This is a genomic window from Streptomyces ficellus (assembly GCF_030406405.1).
In the GTDB taxonomy this organism is placed as follows: Bacteria; Actinomycetota; Actinomycetes; order Streptomycetales; family Streptomycetaceae; genus Streptomyces; species Streptomyces ficellus_B.
Window position 1 is genome coordinate 23944 of sequence record NZ_JAUEPL010000006.1, and the last position, 16644, is coordinate 40587.

The 16644-nt window shown below is 72.6% G+C and carries 14 protein-coding genes; 13 read left to right on the forward strand and 1 reads right to left on the reverse strand.

Annotation, left to right across the window (positions count from 1 at the left end; all coding sequences use genetic code 11):
• Positions 1 to 11 precede the first annotated feature (11 nt).
• The 6 genes from QWM81_RS06295 (at position 12) to QWM81_RS06320 (ending at position 6860) form a co-directional block, all read left to right on the forward strand.
• Positions 12 to 575: a CGNR zinc finger domain-containing protein gene (locus QWM81_RS06295; RefSeq protein WP_290110585.1), complete on the forward strand. Its 564-nt coding sequence runs from the start codon at positions 12 to 14 to the stop codon at positions 573 to 575.
• Between the two features lie 94 nt (positions 576 to 669).
• Entirely contained in the window at positions 670 to 1263 is a 594-nt protein-coding gene (locus QWM81_RS06300) for a sigma-70 family RNA polymerase sigma factor (RefSeq protein ID WP_290110586.1), read from the forward strand.
• On the forward strand, positions 1260 to 2054 hold the full coding sequence (locus QWM81_RS06305) for a zf-HC2 domain-containing protein (protein ID WP_290110587.1): 795 nt from the start codon (positions 1260 to 1262) through the stop codon (positions 2052 to 2054). Before QWM81_RS06300 ends, QWM81_RS06305 begins: the two co-directional genes overlap by 4 nt.
• Positions 2055 to 2114: 60 nt before the next feature.
• On the forward strand, positions 2115 to 4403 hold the full coding sequence (locus QWM81_RS06310; RefSeq protein ID WP_290110588.1) for a HelD family protein: 2289 nt from the start codon (positions 2115 to 2117) through the stop codon (positions 4401 to 4403).
• 428 nt (positions 4404 to 4831) lie between these two features.
• Positions 4832 to 6265 (forward strand): NAD-dependent malic enzyme, encoded by a 1434-nt coding sequence (locus tag QWM81_RS06315; protein ID WP_290110589.1) that lies wholly within the window; start codon positions 4832 to 4834, stop codon positions 6263 to 6265.
• A 313-nt stretch (positions 6266 to 6578) separates the two neighbouring features.
• Entirely contained in the window at positions 6579 to 6860 is a 282-nt protein-coding gene (locus tag QWM81_RS06320; protein WP_290110590.1) for an HU family DNA-binding protein, read from the forward strand.
• Positions 6861 to 7157: 297 nt separating this feature from the next.
• Here the strand turns inward: QWM81_RS06320 and murA are convergent, their stop codons facing one another.
• Entirely contained in the window at positions 7158 to 8498 is a 1341-nt protein-coding gene (gene murA / locus QWM81_RS06325; protein WP_290110591.1) for a UDP-N-acetylglucosamine 1-carboxyvinyltransferase, read from the reverse strand.
• 262 nt (positions 8499 to 8760) lie between these two features.
• Between murA and QWM81_RS06330 the strand changes: the two genes are divergently transcribed.
• The 7 genes from QWM81_RS06330 to QWM81_RS06360 all read left to right on the forward strand — a co-directional run bounded on the left by QWM81_RS06330 (position 8761) and on the right by QWM81_RS06360 (position 16634).
• Positions 8761 to 9321 carry a YqgE/AlgH family protein gene (locus tag QWM81_RS06330; protein ID WP_290110592.1) on the forward strand — a complete coding sequence of 187 codons (561 nt, stop codon included), beginning with the start codon at positions 8761 to 8763 and terminating at the stop codon, positions 9319 to 9321.
• A gap of 64 nt (positions 9322 to 9385) precedes the next feature.
• Positions 9386 to 9673 carry a DUF3039 domain-containing protein gene (locus QWM81_RS06335; RefSeq protein ID WP_023588437.1) on the forward strand — a complete coding sequence of 96 codons (288 nt, stop codon included), beginning with the start codon at positions 9386 to 9388 and terminating at the stop codon, positions 9671 to 9673.
• Positions 9674 to 10034: 361 nt separating this feature from the next.
• Positions 10035 to 10214: a hypothetical protein gene (locus QWM81_RS06340; RefSeq protein WP_290110788.1), complete on the forward strand. Its 180-nt coding sequence runs from the start codon at positions 10035 to 10037 to the stop codon at positions 10212 to 10214.
• Positions 10215 to 10221: 7 nt separating this feature from the next.
• Positions 10222 to 11847: a beta-N-acetylhexosaminidase gene (locus QWM81_RS06345; RefSeq protein ID WP_290110593.1), complete on the forward strand. Its 1626-nt coding sequence runs from the start codon at positions 10222 to 10224 to the stop codon at positions 11845 to 11847.
• Between the two features lie 295 nt (positions 11848 to 12142).
• A complete protein-coding gene (locus QWM81_RS06350) occupies positions 12143 to 13018 on the forward strand; it encodes an FAD binding domain-containing protein (protein WP_290110594.1) in 876 nt (291 codons plus the stop codon).
• Positions 13015 to 14319 carry a (2Fe-2S)-binding protein gene (locus QWM81_RS06355; RefSeq protein ID WP_435372333.1) on the forward strand — a complete coding sequence of 435 codons (1305 nt, stop codon included), beginning with the start codon at positions 13015 to 13017 and terminating at the stop codon, positions 14317 to 14319. The genes QWM81_RS06350 and QWM81_RS06355 overlap by 4 nt, the downstream gene beginning before the upstream one ends.
• Positions 14316 to 16634 (forward strand): xanthine dehydrogenase family protein molybdopterin-binding subunit, encoded by a 2319-nt coding sequence (locus QWM81_RS06360; protein ID WP_290110595.1) that lies wholly within the window; start codon positions 14316 to 14318, stop codon positions 16632 to 16634. The genes QWM81_RS06355 and QWM81_RS06360 overlap by 4 nt, the downstream gene beginning before the upstream one ends.
• The last annotated feature ends 10 nt before the right edge of the window (positions 16635 to 16644 follow it).

The following is a 16644-nucleotide window of genomic DNA, read 5'->3' on the forward strand; positions in this document are numbered from 1 at the left end:
CTCTGGGGCGCATGGTGGCATGGCGGTTCCACTCCGGGCGGCTCTGCCTGGACCTGATGGACGAGCGGCCGGCCGACGCCGCGGGGCTCGCGCGGTGGCTCGTCGCCGCCGGGCTCGTGGCGGGAGCGGCCCCGCTGGACGCGGTCGACGGCACCTGGGTGGCGCGCTTCGGTGAACTCGGCGGCGTCATCGAGCGGTTGGTACGCGACGAACTCGACGGACGCGGGAGCTACGCCGCCGCCGACGTGGCCCGCCTCAACGCGCTGGCCGCCGCCCCGCCGCCCGCCCCGCGCGCCGTACCCGGCGAAGGGGGCCGACTCGTACGGGCGTTGAGCCCCGCGCCCGGCTGCGACGCCCTCCTCGCGGCCGTCGCCCGCGACGCCGTCGAGCTGCTCACCGACCCCGTCGCCCGCGCCCGGCTGCGGCAGTGCGAGGGCGAGCGGTGCCGCCGCGTCTACCTCGACACCTCACGCGGGCGGCGCCGCCGCTGGTGCTCCAGCGAGGTCTGCGGCAACAGGGAGCGCGTGGCCCGTCACCGAGCGCGTACCGACAGGGCGCTCAGGGGAAGTTCCTGAGAAAAAAATCCACCCGCGTTGAGTCGATCCGCTCCGGCCTCCGTAGTCATGGGGGACAACGAGTCAGATCAAGGTCTCGACCGGGAGGTTCCAGGTGCGCAAGGATGCCGCCGTGGCCGATGACCGTCGGGGGACGCATCGGGCGCGGCATCGCGCAGTGACGGCACGCACCCAACCCGACGTCCCGGACGAGGAGTTGATGCGGGCTCTCTACCGCGAACACGCCGGCCCTCTGCTCGCCTACGTACTGCGCCTCGTCGCCGGTGACCGCCAGCGCGCGGAGGACGTCGTACAGGAGACGCTCATCCGTGCCTGGAAGAACGCCGGTCAGCTCAATCGGGCGACCGGCTCTGTCCGACCCTGGCTGGTGACGGTCGCCCGGCGCATCGTCATCGACGGCCACCGAAGCCGGCAGGCCCGGCCGCAGGAGGTCGATCCGTCGCCGCTCGAGGTCATGCCCGCGGAGGACGAGATCGACAAGGCGTTGTGGCTGATGACGCTCTCTGACGCGCTCGACGATTTGACCCCGGCCCACCGGGAAGTCTTGGTCGAGACGTATTTCAAGGGGCGTACGGTCAACGAGGCGGCCGAGATCCTCGGCATACCCAGCGGGACGGTCAGGTCCCGCGTGTTCTACGCACTGCGCTCGATGAAGCTCGCGCTGGAGGAGAGGGGGATCTCGGCATGACGACGTACGAGAACGAGTCGGCGCACGACGCCGTCGGCGCGTACGTGCTCGGCATTCTCGACGATGCCGAGGCCACCGCCTTCGAAGCGCACCTGGCCGGCTGCCACCGGTGCGCCGCCCACCTGGAGGAGTTCTCCGGGATGGAGCCGATGCTGGCCATGCTCGCCGAGGGCCCGGGACCGGCCGCCCAGCCGGTCGCCCTGCCGATGCCGCAGCGCCCGGGCGCCGCGCCGCCCGCACCCCTGCTCGACCGGCTGGTCGACGAGGTCGCCGTCAAGCGCGCCCAGCGCCGCCGCCGCACCCGCTTCCTGGTCGCGGCGGCCGCCGCGCTGATCATCGGCGGTCCCGCGGTCGCCGTCGTGGCCACCTCCGGCGACACCGGCCGCAGCAACCAGGCCATCGACCCGCACCCCACCAGCCCGGCCGAGGACGCCTTCTTCCACCACATGGACGAGAAGGCGTCCGCGACCGACGCGACGACCAAGGTCAGCGCGACCGTCGGCATGGAGAAGAAGGGCTGGGGCACCCACGCCGTCCTGGAGCTGAAGAACGTCAAGGGCCCGCTCAAGTGCAACCTGATCGCCGTCTCCAAGAGCGGCGAGGAGGAGGTCGTCACCTCCTGGGCCGTCCCGAGGTGGGGGTACGGCATCCCGGACAGCCCGAACGAGACCGCCAAGAACCCGCTGTACGTCCATGGCGGCGCCGCCATGGACCGCAACGACATCGATCACTTCGAGGTCCGTACGTTCGACGGAGAGCGCCTGGTGGAGGTCCCCGCGGCCGACGCCTGACATACCGGCCCTCCGTGGCGTACGCTCGACGGCTGCCCAGCACATCAGAAGGGGGCCTCGGTGGCCGCGCAGCAAGCCGACCGTGGTGTCGATACCGTCCGGGACCGCGAGATCGGTATCGAACAGGACCATCTGGACCAGGTGTACCACCGCCTCGAGGAGAAGATCCACGAGGCGGAGTTCCTGATGAACGACGCCGCCCAGCGCGGCCAGGTCGGCACGCCCGGCGCGCTCGCCGAACGTGACGCCCAGGTGTTCCGGGCCGGTATCCACCTCAACCGGCTCAACAACGAGTACGAGGACTTCCTCTTCGGCCGCATCGACCTGCTGACCGGCAAGGACGGCAAGAAGGGCCCGGACGGCGCGTACACCTCCGTCGAGCCGTCCGAGGACGCCGTACGCCCGGACAACACCGCCGAGATCGGCGAGACCCTCCACATCGGCCGCATCGGCGTCCTCGACTCCGACTACGCGCCGCTGGTCATCGACTGGCGCGCCCCGGCCGCCGCGCCCTTCTACCGCTCGACCCCCGTGGACCCGGGCCGGGTGGTACGCCGCCGGGTCATCCGTTCCAAGGGCCGCAAGGTCCTCGGCGTCGAGGACGACCTGATGCGGCCGGAGCTGAAGGCCTCGCTGGACGGCCGCGAGCTGGCGGTGATCGGCGACGGGGCGCTGATGGCGGCCCTGGGCCAGGCGCGCAGCCACACCATGCGCGACATCGTCTCCTCCATCCAGGCGGAGCAGGACCTCGTCATCCGGGCTCCCGCCAACTCCGTGACGTACGTCGAGGGCGGCCCCGGCACCGGGAAGACCGCGGTCGCGCTGCACCGCGCGGCCTACCTGCTCTACCAGGACCGGCGCAGATACGCGGGCGGCATTCTGATCGTCTCGCCGACCCCGCTGCTCGTCGCCTACACCGAGGGCGTCCTGCCGTCGCTGGGCGAGGAGGGCCAGGTGGCGATCCGCGCGGTCGGCAGCCTGGTCGACGGGGCGGAGGCCACGGCGTACGACGAGCCGGCCGTCGCCCGCGTCAAGGGCTCCTCGCGGATGCTGAAGGTGCTGCGCAACGCCGCCCGCGGTGCGCTGGAGCTGGGGGAGGCCCCCGAGCGGCTGCGCGTGGTCGCCTTCGGGCGGCGCCTGGAACTGGAGGCCGACGAGCTGCGCCGCATCCGCCACAACGTCCTCGGCGGCACCGCGCCGGTCAACCTGCTGCGCCCGAGGGCCCGCAGGCTGCTGCTGGACGCCCTGTACGCCAAGTCGGGCGCCGCCGGCCGGCACACGGACCCCGAGCTCGCCGCCGAGCTGCGCTCCTCCTTCGACGAGGACGTCTCCACCGAGGACAGCTTCGTCACCTTCCTGGACGCCTGGTGGCCGGAGCTCACCCCGCGCCGGGTGCTCGACGCGATGGCCGACGAGAAGCGGCTGAGCCGCTGGGCCCGGCGCGTGCTCAACCAGGGCGAGGTGCGGCGGCTGGCCCGCTCCCTGCGGCGCGACGGGCTGTCCGTACACGATGTGGCGCTGCTGGACGAGCTCCAGACGCTGCTGGGCGCCCCGGCCCGGCCGCGCAGGAAGCGGGAGCTGGACCCGCTGGACCAGCTGACGGGGCTGGAGGAGCTGATGCCGGTACGGGAGGAGACGCAGCGCGAGCGCGCCGAGCGGCTGGCCCAGGAGCGCACCGAGTACGCCCACGTCATCGTGGACGAGGCGCAGGACCTCACGCCCATGCAGTGGCGGATGGTCGGCCGGCGCGGGCGGCACGCCACCTGGACGGTGGTGGGCGACCCGGCCCAGTCGTCGTGGCCGCTGCCGGACGAGGCGGCCGAGGCGCGGGACGAGGCGCTGGGCAGCCGCCCGCGGCGGCGCTTCGAGCTGACGGTGAACTACCGCAACCCGGCCGAGATCGCCGAGCTCGCCACCAAGGTGCTGGCGCTCGCCATGCCGGGCATGGAGGCGCCGCGCGCGGTCCGCTCGACGGGCGTGGAGCCCCGCTTCGTCGCCGTGGCGGACGGCGGGGACCTCATGGAGCTGGTGCACCAGGAGGCGCGGCGGCTGCTGGAGCGCGTGGACGGCACGGTGGGCGTCGTGGTGGCCATGAACCGGCGCGAGCAGGCGGCGCGCCGGCTGGCGGACCTGGGCGACCGGGTGGTGGCGCTGGGCAGCCTGGAGGCGAAGGGACTGGAGTACGACGCGACGGTCGTGGTCTCGCCGGCCGAGATCGCCGACGAGTCCACGGCGGGCCTGCGGGTGCTGTACGTGGCGCTCACGCGGGCGACGCAGCAGCTGACGGTGGTGTCGGGGCGGCGCGACGAGCCGGACGCGGAAGGTGTCCCGGACCTGCTGAGGGACTGAGCCGAGGGCTGGGCCGAGGGCTGGGCCGAGGGCTGGGCCGAGGGGCTGATCCGGGGTCAACTCCCGATCCGGAGTCACTTTCCCGCGCGGTTTGTTAGCCTGGTGGAGGCACCGGCTCGATCCAAGCCCCCGGGCCCAACCTTCGTCGCTACGAGCGACCACTTGCCGCGAGGCGAGCATGGCGGGTCGGTGCCACTCAACGTAGTCAGCAGGTCCGTGTCATCCTCCGATGGCGCGGACCTGCTGGCGTTCGGCCGTTGGGGCTTCCGCCAAGACCATGATTTCTCGTATGGTGGAAAACAGTTTCCGAAAACTAAACGACCACTATTACCTGCTACTCGCAGGTAGGTGCGACCATCGGAGGGCCCCGCCCGGCCACCGCCGGTCGCGGAGCGGCAACGAACCAGGGAAAGCAGAGGAACACGGCCATGGCAACGGCGCCCAGCGTCTCGTACTCGATGACGGTCCGGCTGGAGGTGCCCGCGAGCGGAACCGCGGTGTCCCAGCTCACCACGGCTGTGGAATCCTCCGGCGGCTCGGTCACGGGCCTCGACGTGACCGCGTCCGGTCACGAGAAGCTGCGGATCGACGTCACCATCGCCGCGACCTCCACCGCGCACGCCGACGAGATCGTCGGGAAACTGCGCGGCATCGAGGGCGTCGTCCTCGGCAAGGTCTCCGACCGTACGTTCCTGATGCACCTCGGCGGCAAGATCGAGATGCAGTCCAAGCACCCCATCCGCAACCGTGACGACCTCTCCATGGTCTACACCCCGGGCGTGGCCCGCGTGTGCATGGCGATCGCCGAGAACCCCGAGGACGCCCGCCGCCTCACCATCAAGCGCAACTCCGTTGCGGTCGTGACGGACGGCTCCGCGGTGCTGGGCCTGGGAAACATCGGCCCCAAGGCCGCCCTGCCCGTCATGGAGGGCAAGGCGGCCCTCTTCAAGCGGTTCGCCGGCATCGACGCCTGGCCCATCTGCCTGGACACCCAGGACTCCGACGCCATCGTCGAGATCGTCAAGGCGATCGCCCCCGGCTTCGCCGGCATCAACCTGGAGGACATCTCCGCGCCCCGCTGCTTCGAGATCGAGGCGCGGCTGCGGGAGGCCCTCGACATCCCGGTCTTCCACGACGACCAGCACGGCACGGCGATCGTCGTGCTCGCCGCCCTGACCAACGCCCTGCGCGTGGTCAACAAGGGCATGGGCGACGTGCGGGTCGTGATGTCCGGCGCCGGCGCGGCCGGTACGGCCATCCTCAAGCTGCTCATCGCGGCGGGCGTCAAGCACGCCGTCGTCGCCGACATCCACGGCGTGGTGCACGCGGGCCGCGAGGACCTCGTCTCCGCCGACCCTGAGTCGCCGCTGCGCTGGATCGCCGACAACACCAACCCCGAGGGCGTCACCGGCACCCTGAAGGAAGCGGTCGTCGGCGCCGACGTCTTCATCGGCGTCTCGGCCCCGAACGTGCTCTCCGGCGACGACGTCGCGGCCATGGCGGACGGCGCGATCGTGTTCGCGCTCGCGAACCCCGACCCCGAGGTCGAGCCCGCAATCGCCCGCCAGACAGCGGCAGTTGTGGCCACGGGACGCTCGGACTTCCCCAACCAGATCAACAACGTGCTGGTCTTCCCCGGCGTCTTCCGCGGCCTGCTGGACGCGCAGTCGCGGACGGTCAACACCGAGATGATGCTCGCGGCGGCGACCGCCCTCGCGGACGTCGTCACCGAGGACGAGCTGAACGCGAACTACATCATCCCGTCCGTCTTCAACGACAAGGTCGCCGGCGCGGTCGCGGGCGCCGTGCGCGAGGCCGCCAAGGCGGCGGGCGCCTCTGTGACGGCGCCCACGTCCCTCTGACCTCCGGCGCGTCGCGGGCCCGGAGCCGTAAACCCGCCTTTAGGGTGGCGGTTCGGCTCCGGTGAGTCCCGGCACGGTCGACCGAACGTCACCACAGCGGGGCTGTGGCGCTTTTCGTGTGACTCCGGAGGGTGCCGGATTGGCTTTCCCGCCGCTGGTGGGGGCAGGATGCGTATTCGGGCGCGAGGGTCTGACAGCAGACCCGGGTCCGGGGACTGTCCAAGGGCCCTGGCAGCATCGGCTTCGCTGTGCCCAATGTGCGGCTGCGCCGCGTGGCACGCCTCAACAGCAAGAAGAACACGGGAGTAACAACATGAACCGCAGTGAGCTGGTGGCCGCCCTGGCCGACCGCGCCGAGGTGACCCGCAAGGACGCCGACGCCGTGCTGGCCGCGCTCGCCGAGACCATCGGCGAGGTCGTCGCCAAGGGCGACGAGAAGGTCACCATCCCCGGCTTCCTGACCTTCGAGCGCACCCACCGTGCCGCTCGCACGGCTCGTAACCCGCAGACCGGCGACCCGATCAACATCCCGGCCGGCTACAGCGTGAAGGTCTCCGCGGGCTCCAAGCTCAAGGAAGCCGCCAAGGGCAAGTAAGCCCCATGGCGCTTTGAGAAGGGCGGCCACCCTGTCAGAGGGTGGCCGCCCTTCTGTGTCCGTACGGCCCTGTGGACGGGCCCGCACACGGCGTACGGCCCCTGGGGGCCCTGTGGCGCGTAAGACGCACCTCGGCACGGCCGTCCGGAGCCCGTGCGCGGGCGCAAAGGCGCCCCGCACGCGCCTCCAGGCCGCCTCCAGGCCACCTCCAAGCCGCCTCCAGGCCACCTCCAGGGCCCGAAACGGCCGACGGCCCCCGCACACCGTGCGGGGGCCGTCGTGGCGTCTTACGGAGCGTCAGACGATCGCGCTGCCGGGCAGCTCGACCTTCGCGCCCAGCTCGACCAGCTTCTCCATGAAGTTCTCGTAGCCGCGGTTGATCAGGTCGATGCCGTGGACCCGGGACGTGCCCTGGGCCGCCAGGGCCGCGATCAGGTACGAGAAGCCGCCGCGCAGGTCCGGGATGACCAGGTCGGCGCCCTGGAGTTTCGTCGGTCCTGACACGACCGCCGAGTGCAGGAAGTTGCGCTGGCCGAAGCGGCAGTCGGAGCCGCCCAGGCACTCGCGGTACAGCTGGATGTGCGCGCCCATCTGGTTGAGCGCCGAGGTGAAGCCGAGCCGCGACTCGTACACCGTCTCGTGGATGATCGACAGGCCGGCGGCCTGCGTCAGGGCCACCACCAGCGGCTGCTGCCAGTCGGTCTGGAAGCCGGGGTGCACGTCCGTCTCCAGGGCGATCGCGTTCAGCGAGCCGCCCGGGTGCCAGAAGCGGATGCCCTCGTCGTCGATCTCGAAGGCGCCACCCACCTTCCGGTAGGTGTTGAGGAACGTCATCATCGAGCGCTGCTGCGCGCCGCGCACATAGATGTTGCCCTCGGTCGCCAGCGCCGCCGACGCCCAGGAGGCCGCCTCCAGGCGGTCCGGGATCGCGCGGTGGGTGTAGCCGCCGAGCTTGTCGACACCGGTGATCCGGATCGTCCGGTCGGTGTCCATGGAGATGATCGCGCCCATCTTCTGCAGTACGCAGATGAGGTCCTCGATCTCCGGCTCGACCGCCGCGTTGGACAGCTCCGTCACGCCCTCCGCCAGCACGGCGGTCAGCAGCACCTGCTCGGTCGAGCCGACCGAGGGGTACGGCAGGCGGATCTTCGTGCCGCGCAGCCGCTGCGGGGCCTCCAGGTACTGGCCGTCCGCCCGCTTCTCGATCGTCGCGCCGAACTGGCGCAGCACCTCGAAGTGGAAGTCGATGGGCCGGCCGCCGATGTCGCAGCCGCCCAGACCCGGGATGAACGCGTGGCCGAGGCGGTGCAGCAGGGGTCCGCAGAAGAGGATCGGGATGCGCGACGAGCCCGCGTGGGCATCGATGTCGGCGACGTTCGCGCTCTCGACGTGTGACGGGTCGAGCACCAGCTCACCCGGCTCGTCGCCGGGGCGCACCGTCACGCCGTGCAGTTGCAGCAGCCCGCGCACCACCCGTACGTCGCGGATGTCGGGCACGTTGCGCAGCCGGCTCGGCCCGCTGCCGAGAAGAGCGGCGACCATCGCCTTGGGCACGAGGTTCTTCGCGCCGCGGACGCGGATCTCGCCCTCCAGCGGGGTTCCGCCGTGGACAAGCAGTACATCGTCTGTGCCGGTCATGAATCTCGCGTTCCGGAGTGGGGGCAGGGGGCCAGGGAAAAGGGTAAGGGCCCGGAGCACCGTTCTTGGTAGCCCCGTGACGCCTGTCAGATGTAATGAATTCGGCACAGCACCCTCTGTTTCCCCGCCCTTGCGGACGGTCACGGTCCGCTTTCGGCCAGAAGCGGTCGCCGGGGGTGGGTGAGCTGCGATTCGTGCGCGATCGTGGCCGAGTCCCGCCCCGACCCCCCGCGAAGGCGCGAGATGCGGGATCATGTCTGCCATGACCGAGGTGTCCTCGCTCACAGGACGGCTGCTTGTCGCCACCCCCGCGCTGGCGGACCCGAATTTCGACCGCGCGGTGGTCCTGCTGCTCGATCACGACGACGAGGGGTCACTCGGCGTGGTCCTCAACCGCCCCACACCGGTCGGTGTCGGCGACATCCTGGAATCCTGGGCTCCGCTCGCCGGTGAGCCGGGTGTGGTGTTCCAGGGCGGCCCGGTCTCCCTCGACGCGGCGCTCGGCCTCGCCGTGATCCCCGGCGACGAGGGACCACTGGGCTGGCGGCGGGTGTACGGCGCGATCGGGCTGGTGGACCTGGAGACGCCGCCCGAGCTGCTGGCCGCGGCCCTCGGCAGCTTGCGGATCTTCGCGGGGTACGCGGGGTGGGGGCCCGGCCAGCTGGAGGACGAGCTGGCGGAGGGCGCCTGGTTCGTCGTGGAGTCCGAGCCGGGCGATGTGTCCTCGCCGCGGCCCGAGGGTCTGTGGCGGGAGGTGCTGCGGCGCCAGCGTAGCGAGCTCGCGATGATCGCCACCTATCCGGACGACCCGTCGCTGAACTGACCCGGGGCCGGCCCGGCACGGCGCCGCTCCCGGGAAGCCGCCGACGTGGGTACCCTTGGAGCTCATGAGCACTCTTGAGCCCGAGCGCGGGGCAGGTACGGGGACCCTCGTAGAGCCGACGCCGCAGGTGTCGCACGGCGACGGCGACCACGAGCGCTACGCCCACTACGTCCAGAAGGACAAGATCATGGCGAGCGCCCTCGACGGCACTCCCGTGGTGGCGCTGTGCGGGAAGGTCTGGGTACCGGGGCGCGACCCCAAGAAGTACCCGGTCTGCCCGATGTGCAAGGAGATCTACGAGTCCATGGGCGCCGGTGGCGACAAGGACAAGGGCGGCAAGGACAAGAAGTAACCCCGTCCCCACCCCGCCGGGCGGTGGCCCCCGGAGCGCGTACGCAGGTACGCGGTCCGGGGGCCTTTGCCGTTGCGCGTGCGCGCCTACCGTCTCATGTGGTCGAGACCTCTTGTGGCTGGTCTCCGCACGCCTCTAACCTCCTGCGTGTTGTGCGGCGCGAAACGTGTGTTGCGTATGGTGCAACACCGTCGGAGGGGACCCGCCATGAAGCTTCCTGCCCGAACAGCCGCCCTGCTCGCGGCAACACCGACTCCGCCGGGTAGGTGCGGGACGGCGGACTCGCCGACGTCGGCGCGGAGTTGACGGGCTGGGCGGAGGCGAAGGACACCGACCCCACCGCGCGCGCCTCGGTCACCACATGACCGGAACCGCCCTGCTCGGTGGCCGGTTCGCCGCCGTGCGCCCGGACGAAGGGCAGCGCGCCGTACGTGTACGCGCCGCCCACCGCGATCCCGTACAGCCGCAGCCTGGCCTCGCCTTCTTCGTACTCGTACAGCGCCGCCTGGTGTCCGGGCTCGGCGGCGCGGTGAAGGACTGACGACCCGATGGACCTCATCCCCGCGCCGTCGCACCTCGACGGGCCGTACCGCGCCTCCTTCAACCTCGGTACGGAAACGGCGCTGGCGGCGTCGCCCGGCACCGAGGGCGTCGCCCGGTGGCTGCGCGCCACCGTGGGCGCCGCCCTCGGGTGCGACCTGCTGCCCGGCACGGCCGGAGCCGACCGCACCATCACGCTGCGCACCGACCCGTCCCTGCCGCCCGAGGGCTACCGGCTCACGGTCTCGTCCGCCGTCGAGATCCTCGGCGGCAGCGCGGCGGGCGTCTTCTGGGGCGCCCAGACACTCCGTCAACTCCTGGGCCCGGCCGCCCACCGGCGGGCGTGCGCGGCCCCAGGGGCCCGCCACGCCATCCCCCACCAGACCATCGAGGACGCGCCCCGCTTCTCCTGGCGCGGCGTCATGCTCGACGTGGCACGCCACTTCCTGCGCACGGACGACGTCCTGCGGTACGTGGACCTCCTGGCCGCCCACAAGCTCAACGTCCTCCACCTCCACCTCACCGACGACCAGGGCTGGCGCATCGAGATCACGCGCTACCCCCGGCTCACCGAGGTCGGCGCCTGGCGGCCGCGTACGAAGCGGGGGCACGGGGCCTCGGACCTCTGGGACGACACACCGCACGGCGGCTACTACACCCAGGACGACATCCGCGAGATCGTCGCGTACGCCGCCGAGCGGCATATCCGCGTCGTCCCCGAAATCGACATCCCCGGCCACTCGCAGGCCGCCATCGCCTCGTACCCGCACCTCGGCAACACCGACGTCATCGACACGACCACCCTCCCCGTCCGGGACACCTGGGGCATCAACCCGAACGTACTCGCCCCCACTGACAACACCCTCCGCTTCTACGAAGGCGTACTGGAGGAAGTCCTCGGCCTCTTCCCCGTGGAGACGTCGCCCTTCGTCCACCTCGGCGGCGACGAGTGCCCCGCGGACCAGTGGAAGGCGTCCCCGGCCGCCCGGGCCCGCGTCAAGGAGCTCGGACTCGCCGACGAGGAAGGGCTCCAGGCCTGGTTCATCCGCCACTTCGACCGCTGGCTGGCGGCCAGGGGCCGCCGCCTGATCGGGTGGGACGAGATCCTGGAGGGCACCCTTCCGCCCGGCGCGGCCGTGTCGTCCTGGCGCGGGTACGCCGGGGGGATCGCCGCCGCCGAGGCCGGGCACGACGTGGTCATGTGCCCCGAGCAGCACGTCTACCTCGACCACCGGCAGGACGGCGGCGTCGACGAGCCGGTGCCCATCGGCTACGTACGCACCCTGGAGGACGTCTACCGCTTCGAGCCCGTACCCCCGCGGCTGTCCCCGCAGGCCGCCGCGCACATCCTGGGCACCCAGGCCAACGTCTGGACCGAGGTCATGGAGAACCGCTCCCGCGTCGACTACCAGGTCTTCCCCCGCCTGGCGGCCTTCGCCGAAGTCGCCTGGTCCACCCGCCTGCCTGCCCCCGCCGAGCGCGACCTCGCGGACTTCGAGCGCCGAATGACCGTCCACTACCGCCGTCTTGACGCGCTCGGCGTCGACTACCGCCCGCCCACCGGCCCGTTGCCGTGGCAGAAGCGCCCAGGGGTGCTCGGACGCCCGATCGAGGGGGCGCCCCCAAACGTGTGAGCCCGGCGGAAAGGCGCACGCGCCCGCGCTCGGTACCTGCGACCGTGGGGCCGCCTGGGAAAGCCGTACAAGGTCGCCGAGAAGTGGCAATCCGCGCGTGCCGCCGATGGCGTGGCAAACCGGTCCATCTCGCAGGTCATGGGATGTCCGGGGCGGATGCGTCCTTCGCGGACCCTCGCGTCGACCGGCCCGGAAGATGTGCCAGAGTTGCCACGTCCGGGCTGTGAGCACGTACGGTACGGCAACACAGGCGGGACAGCCGGGACAGCCGGGACACCGGGAAGGGGCAGCTGGGTTGACCACGCACGCACCGCGGGCGGCGCAGTCCGTGACGCTGCCGGCCACGCTCGACGAGGCCGTGGCGGCACTGACCGCCATGCCCGCCGCCGTGCCCGTGGCGGGCGGTACGGATCTGATGGCCGCCGTCAACAAGGGACAGTTGCGCCCGGCCGGCCTCGTCGGACTCGGCCGCGTCAACGAGATCCGTGGCTGGCAGTACCAGGACGGCCACGCCCTGCTGGGCGCCGGCCTCACCCACGCCCGCATGGGCCGCCCCGACTTCGCCGCGCTCATCCCCGCCCTCGCCGCGGCCGCCCGCGCGGCCGGACCCCCCCAGATCCGCAACGCGGGCACCCTGGGCGGCAACATCGTCACGGCCGCCCCCACCGGCGACACCCTGCCCGTGCTGGCCGCCCTGGAGGCGGACCTGGTCGTCGCGGGCCCGGGCGGCAGGCGCGAGATCCCGGTGACGCACCTGCTGGCGGGCCGCGAACTGCTCGCGCCCGGCGAGCTCATCGGCTACGTACGCGTACCCCTCCTGCACGCCCCGCAGGTGTTCCTGAAGGCCACCGGCCGCACCGGCCCGGGGCGGGCCACCGCGTCCGTCGCGGTCGTCCTGGACCCGGCGCGGCGCGGCGTGCGGTGCGCGATCGGGGCGATCGCCCCGATGCCGCTGCGCCCGCTGGAGGCGGAGCGCTGGATCGCGTCCCTGATCGACTGGGACGGCGACCGGGGGCTGGCGCCGGAGGCGCTGACGGCGTTCGGGGAGTACGTCGCGGCCGCCTGCATCCCGGACCCGCCGGGCGAGGAGCGGTTGCCGCCCGCCGTACTGCATCTGCGGCGCACGGTCGCCGCGCTGGCCCGACGGGCACTGGGGAGGGCGCTGTCGTGACCACCGACGAGCACGGACGCGAGCACGGACCCGAGCACGGGCACGGGAACGAGCAGGGGCAGGGCGGCTGGCAGCCGATCCCGCAGGGGGAGTACGACAGCGAGGCGACCGCCTTCGTACAGCTGCCGCCCGACATGTCGCCGGACGGCGCTCCCCTCGAAGCCCCCGGGCACGGCTACGTACCGGCGGAGGCGTGGGCGGCGCACGACCCGAACGCGACGTCGCAGTGGAACTTCCAGGAGGCGCCCGCGCCCGCCGTCCCCGCCCCGGCGCCCGCGCCCTCCGAGCTGACCGGACAGTGGACGATCCCGGTCGCGCAGGGGGATCTTCCGGACGAATCCGGTGAGTTCAACACCTCGGCGCTGGCCTCGCAGTGGACGAGCGGCAACCCGCCGGCCACGCTGCCGGGCGGCGCGGCCGCGCCCTGGGCGACGGCGGCGCCGACGCCGGAAGACCCGGCCCAGGAACCGGCCCAGGAGCCGGGCCGGCAACCCGCCCCCGAGCCGGACGAAACCGCCTCCCAGCCGGCACCCCCCAGACAGGAAGCCCAGCCCGAGTCTCCGGAAACCCAGGCCCAGGAACCCCAAGCCCAGGAACCCCAAGCCCAGGAACCCCAAGCCCAGGAACCCCAAGCTCCGGACGCCCCAGCCCCGGACCCCCAGGCCGAGGAACCGCAGGTCTCTCAGGCGCCCCCCACCCACGTCACGGACAGCGACGAGCACCCGCACATCTCGTACGTCCTGCGCGTCAACGGCACGGACCGCCCCGTCACCGAGGCGTGGATCGGCGAGTCCCTGCTGTACGTCCTGCGCGAGCGGCTCGGTCTCGCCGGCGCCAAGGACGGCTGCTCGCAGGGCGAATGCGGCGCGTGCAACGTCCAGGTCGACGGCCGTCTCGTCGCCTCCTGCCTGGTGCCCGCCGCCACCGCGGCCGGCAGTGAAGTGCGCACGGTCGAGGGGCTGGCCACGGACGGCGAACCCTCCGACGTACAGCGCGCCCTCGCCCGGTGCGGAGCCGTCCAGTGCGGCTTCTGCATCCCGGGCATGGCCATGACGGTGCACGACCTCCTTGAGGGCAACCACGCCCCCTCGGAGCTGGAAACCCGCCAGGCGCTCTGCGGCAACCTCTGCCGCTGCACCGGCTACCGCGGCGTCCTGGACGCCGTACGGGAGGTCGTCGCCGGACGCGCGGCGAGCGCCGCCGCGGAGGCGGCCGGGGCGGCCGAGGCCACCGAAGAAGGCGCCGGACAGGCCCGTATCCCGCACCAGATCCCCCACCCGCACGACGGAGGCATGGCGTGAGCAACGACGCGGCCACCGCCATCCCGGCGGTCGACGGCCCCCAGGACCCGCGGCAGGAGCTCCCGGCCCACGGGCTCGGCGCGTCGCTGCCGTCCGCCGACGCCCGCGCCAAGACGGAGGGCACCTTCCCGTACGCCTCCGACCTGTGGGCCGAGGGGCTGCTCTGGGCGGCGCTCCTGCGCTCCCCGCACGCGCACGCGCGCGTGGTCTCGATCGACACGACGGCCGCCGCCGACATGCCGGGCGTACGGGCCGTGGTGACCCACGCGGACGTGCCGGGCGAGGCCACCTACGGCCGCACGGTCGCCGACCGCCCGGTCTTCGCCTCCGACCTCGTACGCCACCACGGCGAGGCCATCGCGGCGGTCGCCGCCGACCACCCGGACACGGCCCGCCTGGCCGCCGCGGCGATCGCCGTCGAGTACGAGATCCTCGACCCCGTCACCGACCCGGAGAAGGCCTTCGCGGCCCCGCCCCTCCACCCGGACGGCAACCTGATCCGTCACATCCCGCTGCGCTACGGCGACCCGGAGGCGACCGGCGAGGTGATCGTCGAGGGCCTGTACCGCATCGGCCGCCAGGACCCGGCCCCCATCGGCGCCGAGGCCGGGCTCGCCGTACCCCGCCCGGACGGCGGCGTGGACATCTACACCGCCTCCACCGACCCGCACACCGACCGCGACCTGGCGGCGGCCTGCTTCGGCCTCGCCCCGGAACAGGTGAAAGTCGTCGTCACCGGCGTGCCGGGCGCGACGGGCGACCGCGAGGACCCGGGCTTCCAGATTCCGCTGGGCCTGCTCGCCCTGCGTACCGGCTGCCCCGTCAAACTCACCGCCACCCGCGAGGAGTCCTTCCTCGGCCACGCCCACCGCCACCCCACCCTGCTGCGCTACCGCCACCACGCGGACGCCGAGGGGCGCCTGGTGAAGGTCGAGGCGCAGATCCTCCTGGACGCGGGCGCGTACGCCGACGCCTCCTCCGAGTCCCTCGCCGCCGCCGTCGCCTTCGCCTGCGGTCCGTACGTCGTGCCGCACGCCTTCGTCGAGGGCTGGGCCGTGCGCACCAACAACCCGCCCTCCGGCCATGTGCGGGGCGAGGGCGCGATGCAGGTCTGCGCGGCGTACGAGGCCCAGATGGACAAGCTCGCCGCGCGCCTCGGCCTGGACCCGGCCGAACTGCGCCTGCGCAACGTGCTGGCCACGGGCGACATCCTGCCCACCGGCCAGACGGTCACCTGTCCGGCCCCCGTGGCGGAACTCCTCCAGGCCGTACGGGACTTCCCCCTGCCCGCCCTCCCCAAGGACTCCCCGGAGCACGGCTGGCTGCTGCCCGGCGGCCCGGAGGGCGCGGGCGAGCCCGGCGCCGTACGCCGCGGGGTGGGCTACGCGGTGGGCATGGTCCACATGCTCGGCGCGGAGGGCGCGGACGAGGTCTCCACGGCCACGGTCAAGGTCCACGACGGCGTCGCCACGGTCATCTGCGCGGCCGTGGAGACCGGCCAGGGCTTCTCCACCCTCGCGCGCCAGATCGTCCAGGAGACCCTGGGCATCGAGGACGTGCACGTGGCCTCCGTCGACACCGACCAGCCCCCGGCCGGCCCGGCCGCGCACGGCCGCCACACCTGGGTCTCGGGCGGCGCGGTGGAGCGCGCGGCCAAAATGGTGAGAACCCAGCTGCTCCAGCCCCTGGCCCACAAGTTCGGCATGTCCACCGAGCTGCTCCAGATCACCGACGGCAAGATCACGTCGTACGACGGCGTGCTGTCCACCACCGTCACCGAGGCCATGGACGGCAAGGAACTGTGGGCCACCGCCCAGTGCCGCCCCCACCCCACCGAACCCCTGGACGACGCCGGCCAGGGCGACGCCTTCGTGGGCCTCGCCTTCTGCGCCATCCGCGCGGTCGTGGACGTCGACATCGAACTCGGCTCGATCCGTGTCGTGGAGATGGCGGTCGCCCAGGACGTGGGCCGCGTCCTCAACCCCGCCCAGCTCGCCACCCGCATCGAAGCGGGCGTCACACAGGGCGTCGGCGCCGCCCTCACCGAGAACCTCCGCACCTCCCGCGGCCTGGTCCGCCACCCGGACCTCACGGGCTACGCGCTCCCGACGTCCCTGGACGCCCCGGACATCCGCATCGTCAAGCTCATCGAGGAACGCGACGTGGTCGCCCCCTTCGGCGCCAAACCCGCCAGCGCGGCCCCGGTCGTCACCTCCCCGGCCGCCGTAGCCTCCGCGGTCCGCGCCGCCACCGGCCGCCCCGTCAACCGCCTCCCCATCCGCCCCCAGTCAGCGGTCGCCGTCCCCACCACCTGACCGCCGGGCG